The organism is Streptomyces sp. SP18BB07, from assembly GCF_036322545.1.
GTDB classification, from domain to species: Bacteria; Actinomycetota; Actinomycetes; order Streptomycetales; family Streptomycetaceae; genus Streptomyces; species Streptomyces deccanensis.
This window is the reverse complement of the sequence record NZ_JAQYWT010000237.1, coordinates 171,890-179,923: the sequence shown is the minus strand read 5'-3', so window position 1 is coordinate 179,923 and position 8,034 is coordinate 171,890. Positions and strand designations below refer to the sequence as shown.

The window sequence follows — 8,034 nt, the reverse complement described above, 5'->3', positions numbered from 1 at the left end:
ACTGCGCGACCAGCCCCCACCCACCCGCACCCGACAACGCACCCCCTCCTCGGGACAATCAAGCGCCCCCACAAAACGAGACGAGAGGTTGACCCCCGTGCACGACGACCTGATCGCCCGCGCCAAGGCGTGGCTGGCCGAGGACCCCGACCCGGACACCCGGGACGAACTCGGCAGGCTGATCGACGCGGCGGACACGGCGGAACTGACCACCCGCTTCTCCGGCACCCTCCAGTTCGGCACGGCCGGCCTCCGGGGCGAACTCGGCGCCGGCCCCATGCGCATGAACCGCTCGGTCGTCATCCGCGCGGCCGCCGGCCTCGCCGCATACCTGAACAAGCAGGGCGCCACCGGCGGCCTCGTCGTCATCGGCTACGACGCCCGCCACAAGTCCGCCGACTTCGCCCGCGACACGGCCGCCGTGATGACCGGCGCGGGCCTGCGCGCCGCCGTCCTCCCCCACCCCCTCCCCACCCCCGTCCTGGCCTTCGCCATAAGGCACCTGGGCGCGGTGGCCGGCGTGGAGGTCACCGCCAGCCACAACCCGCCGCGCGACAACGGCTACAAGGTCTACCTGGGCGACGGCTCCCAGATCGTGCCCCCGGCCGACGCCGGGATCGCGGCCGAGATCGACGCCGTACGCTCCCTCGACGACGTCCCCCGCCCGGAAGCCGGCTGGGACACCCTCGACGACAGCGTCCTGGACGCCTATCTGGCCCGTACGGACGCGGTCCTGGCGCCCGGCTCCCCCCGGGGCGCCCGCACGGTCTACACGGCCATGCACGGCGTCGGCAAGGACACCCTGCTCGCGGCCTTCGCCCGGGCCGGCTTCCCGGAGCCCGTCCTCGTCGCCGAGCAGGCGGAGCCGGACCCGGAGTTCCCGACGGTCGCCTTCCCCAACCCGGAAGAGCCCGGCGCGATGGACCTGGCCTTCGCGAAGGCCCGCGAGACCGACCCCGACCTGATCGTCGCGAACGACCCCGACGCCGACCGCTGTGCCGTCGCGGTCAAGGACGGCGGCGACTGGCGCATGCTGCGCGGCGACGAGGTCGGCGCGCTCCTCGCCACCCATCTGGTCGCGCGCGGCGTCCAGGGCACGTTCGCCGAGTCGATCGTCTCCTCGTCCCTCCTCGGCCGGATCGCCGAGAAGGCGGGCCTGCCCTACGAGGAGACCCTCACCGGCTTCAAGTGGATCGCCCGCGTCGAGGGCCTGCGCTACGGCTACGAGGAGGCCCTCGGCTACTGCGTGGACCCCGAGGGCGTCCGCGACAAGGACGGCATCACGGCGGCCCTGCTCATCACGGAACTCGCCTCGCGGCTGAAGGAGGAGGGCCGCACCCTCCTCGACCTGCTGGACGACATCGCCGTCGAGCACGGTCTGCACGCCACCGACCAGCTCTCGGTCCGCGTCCAGGACCTCTCGCTCATCGCCCGCGCGATGGAACGGCTCCGCGAGCAGCCGCCGACCGACCTCGCGGGCCTGCCCATCACCAGGGCCGAGGACCTGACCCGGGGCACGGACCGGCTCCCGCCCACGGACGGCCTGCGCTACACGCTCGACGGTGCCCGCGTGATCGTCCGCCCCAGCGGCACGGAGCCCAAGCTCAAGTGCTACCTGGAGGTCGTGGTGCCCGTCGCCGACCTCGCCGCCCTCCCGGCGGCCCGCGCGAAGGCGACGGACCTGCTGACCGACATCAAGCGGGACCTCTCGGCGGCAGCGGGCATCTGACCGCCGAAGCGAGAACGCGAACGCCAGCGGAGCGGGAGCAGGAGCGAGAACGGCAAGAGGCCCCGACCGGTGATCCGGTCGGGGCCTCCACGCGTACCGGCCCGGTCCTACGGCACCAGGACCAACACCGCCACCCACCCCACGGCGAGCACCACGCTCAACGGCCACAAGGGCAGCCTCCGGCCCTGGTACTCCCCCTCGGGCCGCAGCGCCGGGTCCCGCCACATGGCGGTGATCTCGGCGGCGGTCCTCTCGTACGGGTGAACGAGCCGCAGCTTCCGCTCCAGCCAGCGCCAGCGCTCCGCCCGGACGCTCCAGACCGGGAACGACGCGCGGCGGCTGTCCACCGTCAGCACGGCACCGGCGCAGCGCACGGTCGTGAGGTCGTCCCACGCGACGTGCTGGGGCCGGCCCCAGCCGCTCAGCCACAGCCCCGAACGGTCGGCCGTGATGCGCCAGGTGAGCATCTGGGGCAGCGTCAGGACGCCCAGGACACCGAGGACGCCACCGAGGACGTACTGCCACAGTCCGTCCGGGTACAGCCCCACGGCGGCCATCGTGACGATCATGAACAGGGCGGCGGACCAGTCGGCCCAGCCCGCGCGCCAGCGCCGTACGGACACCGGCTCGTCCCCCAGCCGGGCCCGGCTCTCCGTGACGGCCGTCGCCCGCAGCTCCTCCTGGACCGTGTGCCGCTTCGCCCTGGCCCGCTGCGCGGCGGCCCGGTGCCGTACGGTCCGGTCGGACAGGGGGCGCACCGGCCCGCTGGACGACTCGACGACCAGTTCGGCGGATGTACCGCCCTCGTCCCCCTCCGCTGCCTCGGTCGCCTCCGTCTCCTCCGCCGTTTCCGGCGCCTCCGTCGCGCTGACGATCACGATCTCGGCCCCGTCGTGGGGCACCCCGTACAGCACGGCCTCGCGCAGGGGCCCGGGCTGGTCGTCGTCATCGTCGACACCCTCGACGGCGTCGAGAAACGCGTCCCGTTCCTCCCCGGCGTCGCGCTGCTCGTCCTCGACCTCGTCCTCTTCGTCGGCGTCGTCGTACCACTCCTCGGTGGCGACCGTGAACAACGGCCGCAGCGCGTCCACGTCGTCGGCCGCGAAGACCTCGGCGTCCCCGTCGGCGCCGTCACGGACGAGAACCCGCAGCACCGGCACGGGCGCGCCCCGCAGCGCGGCGGCCCGCCGGCGTCCCAGCCATCCGGAGAGCAGCGAGGTGAGCCCCCAGCCGACCACGAACCAGCCGACGAGCGTGATCTCGTGCCGGTCGGTGGCGACGTCCCAGCCGGAGACGGAGGAGAGCACCGCCACCGCGACCACGGTCAGCAGGCACCCGAACCCCATGAGGAACCGTCCGCGCCGCAGCGGCCCGACCTCGTCCGGCACCGTGGCGGTGGCCCCCTCGGCGGCGACCGAGGCCCACTGCCGCTGCAGCCGACGCTTGCTCAGCCGGATCTCGGCCATGGCCCACGTCAAGGTCGCGGCGACGCCTCCCACCAGGCTCGGCACGTCGTGCGAGCCGCCGTACCAGGCCAGCAGAAGCATCAGTACAGGTGCCGAGAACCGTACGACCTCGGGCCTGACCAGGGTCCACACCAGTTGCAGCGGGACCAGTGCGGCGAGGGCGGCGGGCAGTTCCACGAAGTTCGCCAGCCAGAAGCCGACGATCAGGCCACCCGGGACCACCGCGAGCAGATGCAGGGGCCGGGTCCGCGCGGGCACCCACAGGGGTGGCCGGGTCCGCGCCCAGGCCTCCATCTTCTCGCCGGTCCAGGCGACGGCCCCCTCGGGCACGGCGTGCGCGGGCAGCGGACGCGGCGGTGGGGAGGCCCCGGGCGGGGACTGGGGTTCGAGCTCGGTACTCATCGTTTAGTGGACACTCCGGCCGCCGTCGTCAATGCGCCGCGCGCGGTCCGACACGATCCAAGCGAACCAGGCTGTGAAGGCGGGACACACGAGCAGCGCCACCATAGAACAGACGTCCGGACTTCCTCCGCCGAACCGGCACCCGGAGCCCTACGTCACCACGTCCCCGCACCCACACCCCACCACCGGAGCCGGGGGTCACCCCACCGCGATCAGCACCGCCAACAGCACGGCCCCGGCCGCCGCGGGCCCCACGATCTCCCAGGCCCACCGCACACTCGGCTTCCCCTGCGACCCGGCCGCCTTCGCCCGCGCCTCGCACAGGTCCCGCAGATCGGCCATGACCTGATCGGTCTCGGCCCGCACGGGCCGCGCCGGGGCGGTACGACCGCCGCCCTCACCCTTGGCCGCCCGGCGGTCCTCCCGCAGCTGCTGCCGGGCGGCCTTCTTGCGTCCCCGCAGCGAGACGGGAATCGCCCAGAGCTGATACTTGGTGCCGCTCTCGTCGATGACCTCGTTCGTGTAACCGGACCGCAGGGACACCACGCTCGCCCAGGGCAACTCGATCACCCGGAACGGATTGCGCACCCGCAGCCGGTCGTCGTTGGCGAACACGGCCGGCCGGACCGAGAAAGCGACCACCACCGGCACGGCCACCAGCATCGACGCCAGCGCCAGCCAGGGCGTACTCCCCTCGCCCGACACCACCGCGTCCCCACCGAGCCATCCGATCAGCCCGAGCAGCAACACCCCGCCCATCAGCCCGGCGGGCGACCGGTACACCCGGTCCTTGTACACGGGCTTGCCGGGCGTGCCGGGCGTCGACGCGGAGGCCTGATCCGAGGTGCTCATACGACCGATTCTGCCCGACGCCCGACGCCTGCCCGAAGCCGAGGTAGCGCCCCGCAAGGGGCGCGGGGAACTGCGCGACCAGCCCCACACCACCCGCACGGGCGACACCACAAGCACCCCCACCCCCTCACGCGCCCGCTCAAGCCCCACGCACGCGCCCGTTCGAACATTCCGAGGGCTGTACACCCGCTACGCGCGTAGATATGCTCGTCTGGTGACCATGTCCACAGCTGCACCCCACGCTCTCGCCGACGTCACCGCGTCCGACAGCACGCTGCGCCGCTTCCTCCACGGGCTGCCCGGCGTCGACCCGGTCGGCCTGGAGGCGCGCGCCGCCTCCCTCGGCACCCGTTCCATCAAGACGACCGCCAAGGCGTACGCCATCGACCTGGCCATCTCCATGGTCGACCTGACGACCCTGGAAGGCGCGGACACTCCCGGCAAGGTCCGGTCCCTCGGCGCCAAGGCGGTCCTCCCCGACCCCACCGACCGGACCACGCCCGCCACGGCCGCGGTCTGCGTCTATCCCGACATGGTGCCCGCCGCCAAGGCCGCCGTCGCCGGCTCCACGGTCAAGGTCGCCTCCGTCGCCACCGCCTTCCCGGCCGGCCGCGCCCCCCTCGCCGTGAAACTGGCGGACGTCCGCGAGGCCGTCTCCGCCGGCGCCGACGAGATCGACATGGTCATCGACCGCGGCGCGTTCCTCTCCGGGAACTACCTCAAGGTCCACGAGGAGATCACCGCGGTGAAGGAGGCCTGCGGCGACTCGGCCCGCCTGAAGGTCATCTTCGAGACGGGCGAGCTCTCGACCTACGACAACATCCGCCGCGCCAGCTGGCTCGGCATGCTCGCGGGCGCCGACTTCATCAAGACCTCCACCGGCAAGGTCGCGGTGAACGCCACTCCCGCCAACACCCTGCTCATGCTGGAGGCCGTCCGCGACTTCCGCGCCCAGACCGGTGTCCAGATCGGTGTGAAGCCCGCCGGCGGCATCCGCACCACCAAGGACGCGATCAAGTTCCTGGTCCTGGTCAACGAGACCGTCGGCGAGGACTGGCTGGACAACCACTGGTTCCGCTTCGGCGCGTCCTCGCTCCTCAACGACCTGCTGATGCAGCGCCAGAAGCTGGCCACCGGCCGCTACTCCGGCCCCGACTACGTGACGGTGGACTGATCCCCATGGCTTCCGCATTCGAATACGCACCGGCCCCCGAGTCCCGGGCGATCGTCGACATCGCCCCCTCCTACGGCCTGTTCATCGACGGCGAGTTCACCGAGGCCGCCGACGGCAAGGTCTTCAAGACGGTCAGCCCCGCCTCCGAGGAGGTCCTCTCCGAGATCGCCCAGGCGGGCGAGGCGGACGTGGACCGCGCCGTACAGGCCGCCCGCAGGGCGTTCGAGAAGTGGTCGGCCCTCCCGGGCGCGGAGCGCGCGAAGTACCTCTTCCGCATCGCCCGCATCCTCCAGGAGCGCTCCCGCGAGCTCGCCGTCCTCGAAACCCTCGACAACGGCAAGCCGATCAAGGAGACCCGCGACGCCGACCTCCCCCTGGTCGCGGCGCATTTCTTCTACTACGCGGGCTGGGCCGACAAGCTCGACCACGCCGGCTTCGGCGCGAACCCCCGCCCCCTCGGCGTGGCGGGCCAGGTCATCCCGTGGAACTTCCCGCTGCTCATGCTGGCGTGGAAGATCGCCCCGGCCCTGGCGACGGGCAACACGGTGGTCCTGAAGCCCGCCGAGACGACCCCCCTCTCGGCCCTCTTCTTCGCGGACGTCTGCCGCCAGGCCGGCCTCCCGAAGGGCGTCGTCAACATCCTCCCGGGCTACGGCGACACGGGTGCCGCGCTCGTCGCGCACCCGGACGTCAACAAGGTCGCGTTCACCGGCTCCACGGCGGTCGGCAAGCAGATCGCGAAGACGGTCGCGGGCACCCGCAAGAAGCTCACCCTCGAACTGGGCGGCAAGGGCGCGAACATCGTCTTCGACGACGCCCCGATCGACCAGGCCGTCGAGGGCATCGTCAACGGCATCTTCTTCAACCAGGGTCAGGTCTGCTGTGCGGGCTCCCGCCTCCTGGTCCAGGAGTCGATCCAGGACGAGCTGCTCGACTCCCTCAAGCGCCGCCTGTCCACGCTCCGCCTCGGCGACCCGCTGGACAAGAACACGGACATCGGCGCGATCAACTCCGAGGAGCAGCTGACCCGGATCACCTCGCTCGTCGAGCGCGGTGAGTCGGAGGGCGCCGAACGCTGGTCCCCGGCCTGCGAACTGCCCACCTCCGGCTACTGGTTCGCCCCGACGCTCTTCACCAACGTCACGCAGGCGCACACCATCGCCCGTGACGAGATCTTCGGCCCGGTCCTCTCCGTCCTCACCTTCCGCACCCCGGACGAAGCGGTCGCCAAGGCCAACAACACCCAGTACGGCCTGTCGGCGGGTATCTGGACCGAGAAGGGCTCCCGGATCCTGGCCGTCGCGAACAAGCTGCGCGCGGGCGTCGTCTGGTCCAACACGTTCAACAAGTTCGACCCGACGTCGCCGTTCGGCGGCTACAAGGAGTCGGGCTTCGGCCGCGAGGGCGGCCGCCACGGCCTGGAGGCGTACCTCGATGTCTGACCGCCTGTCTGTTTTCAAGACCTACAAGCTGTACGTCGGCGGGAAGTTCCCGCGTTCCGAGAGCGGCCGGGTGTACGAGGTGACCGACGCAAAGGGCAAGTGGCTGGCGAACGCGCCGCTCTCCTCCCGCAAGGACGCCCGTGACGCGGTCGTCGCGGCCCGCAAGGCGTTCGGCGGCTGGTCCGGCGCGACGGCGTACAACCGGGGCCAGGTCCTCTACCGCGTCGCCGAGATGCTGGAGGGGCGCAGGGGCCAGTTCGTACGGGAGGTCGCGGACGCCGAGGGGCTGTCGAAGTCCAGGGCGGCCGCGGTCGTGGAGGCCACGATCGACCGCTGGGTCTGGTACGCGGGCTGGACCGACAAGATCGCCCAGGTGGTCGGCGGCGCGAACCCGGTCGCGGGCCCGTACTTCAACCTCTCCTCCCCCGAACCGACGGGCGTGGTCGCGGTCCTGGCCCCCCAGGACTCGTCGTTCCTGGGCCTGGTGTCGGTGCTGGCTCCCGTGATCGCGACCGGCAACACCGCGGTCGTGGTCGCGAGCGAGAAGTCCCCTCTCCCGGCCCTCTCGCTCGGCGAGGTCCTGGCCACCTCCGACGTCCCCGGCGGCGTGGTCAACGTCCTCTCGGGCCGCACGTCGGAGATCGCGGCCCCCCTCGCGGCCCACCAGGACGTCAACGCGATCGACCTGGCCGGCGCGGACGACGTCCTGGCGAAGGAGCTGGAGATCGCCGCGGCCGACAACCTCAAGCGCGTCCTGCGTCCACAGCCTGTGGACGACTGGTCGGCCACACCCGGCATCGACCGCATGACGGCGTTCCTGGAGACGAAGACGGTCTGGCACCCGACGGGCTCACTGGGCGCGTCGGGGTCGGCGTACTGAGGAGGAGCGCCCCGTAAGGGGCGCGGGGAACTGCGCGACCAGCCACGGACGATCCGCACCGTCCCACGGCCCGCGCGGTTCCCCCCTCC

The 8,034-nt window shown here is 72.1% G+C and carries 6 protein-coding genes; 4 read left to right on the top strand and 2 right to left on the bottom strand.

The features are described 5' to 3' along the window. Window positions 1–97 precede the first annotated feature (97 nt). Entirely contained in the window at window positions 98–1,729 is a 1,632-nt protein-coding gene (locus PUR53_RS08190) for a phospho-sugar mutase (RefSeq protein WP_329898733.1), read from the top strand. A 107-nt stretch (window positions 1,730–1,836) separates the two neighbouring features. On the opposite strand, the gene PUR53_RS08185 is transcribed toward PUR53_RS08190, so the two are convergent. Together PUR53_RS08185 and PUR53_RS08180 are read right to left on the bottom strand one after the other, a co-directional pair. Then, window positions 1,837–3,597, bottom strand: a complete 1,761-nt coding sequence (locus PUR53_RS08185) for a hypothetical protein (protein ID WP_329907854.1) — start codon at window positions 3,595–3,597, stop codon at window positions 1,837–1,839. Window positions 3,598–3,795: 198 nt separating this feature from the next. Beyond that, the gene (locus PUR53_RS08180; protein ID WP_329898731.1) at window positions 3,796–4,449 is read right to left on the bottom strand and encodes a PH domain-containing protein; all 654 of its coding nucleotides are present in this window, start codon (window positions 4,447–4,449) and stop codon (window positions 3,796–3,798) included. 220 nt (window positions 4,450–4,669) lie between these two features. Between PUR53_RS08180 and deoC the strand changes: the two genes are divergently transcribed. The 3 genes from deoC to PUR53_RS08165 are packed head-to-tail and all read left to right on the top strand — an operon-like array spanning window position 4,670 to window position 7,945. Then, the gene (gene deoC / locus PUR53_RS08175) at window positions 4,670–5,623 is read left to right on the top strand and encodes a deoxyribose-phosphate aldolase (RefSeq protein ID WP_329898745.1); all 954 of its coding nucleotides are present in this window, start codon (window positions 4,670–4,672) and stop codon (window positions 5,621–5,623) included. 5 nt (window positions 5,624–5,628) lie between these two features. Then, window positions 5,629–7,065, top strand: coding sequence for an aldehyde dehydrogenase family protein (locus tag PUR53_RS08170; protein ID WP_329898730.1), 1,437 nt, complete (start codon window positions 5,629–5,631; stop codon window positions 7,063–7,065). After that, complete coding sequence (locus PUR53_RS08165) at window positions 7,058–7,945, top strand: aldehyde dehydrogenase family protein (protein ID WP_329907853.1); 888 nt, start codon at window positions 7,058–7,060, stop codon at window positions 7,943–7,945. The genes PUR53_RS08170 and PUR53_RS08165 overlap by 8 nt, the downstream gene beginning before the upstream one ends. Window positions 7,946–8,034: the final 89 nt, after the last annotated feature.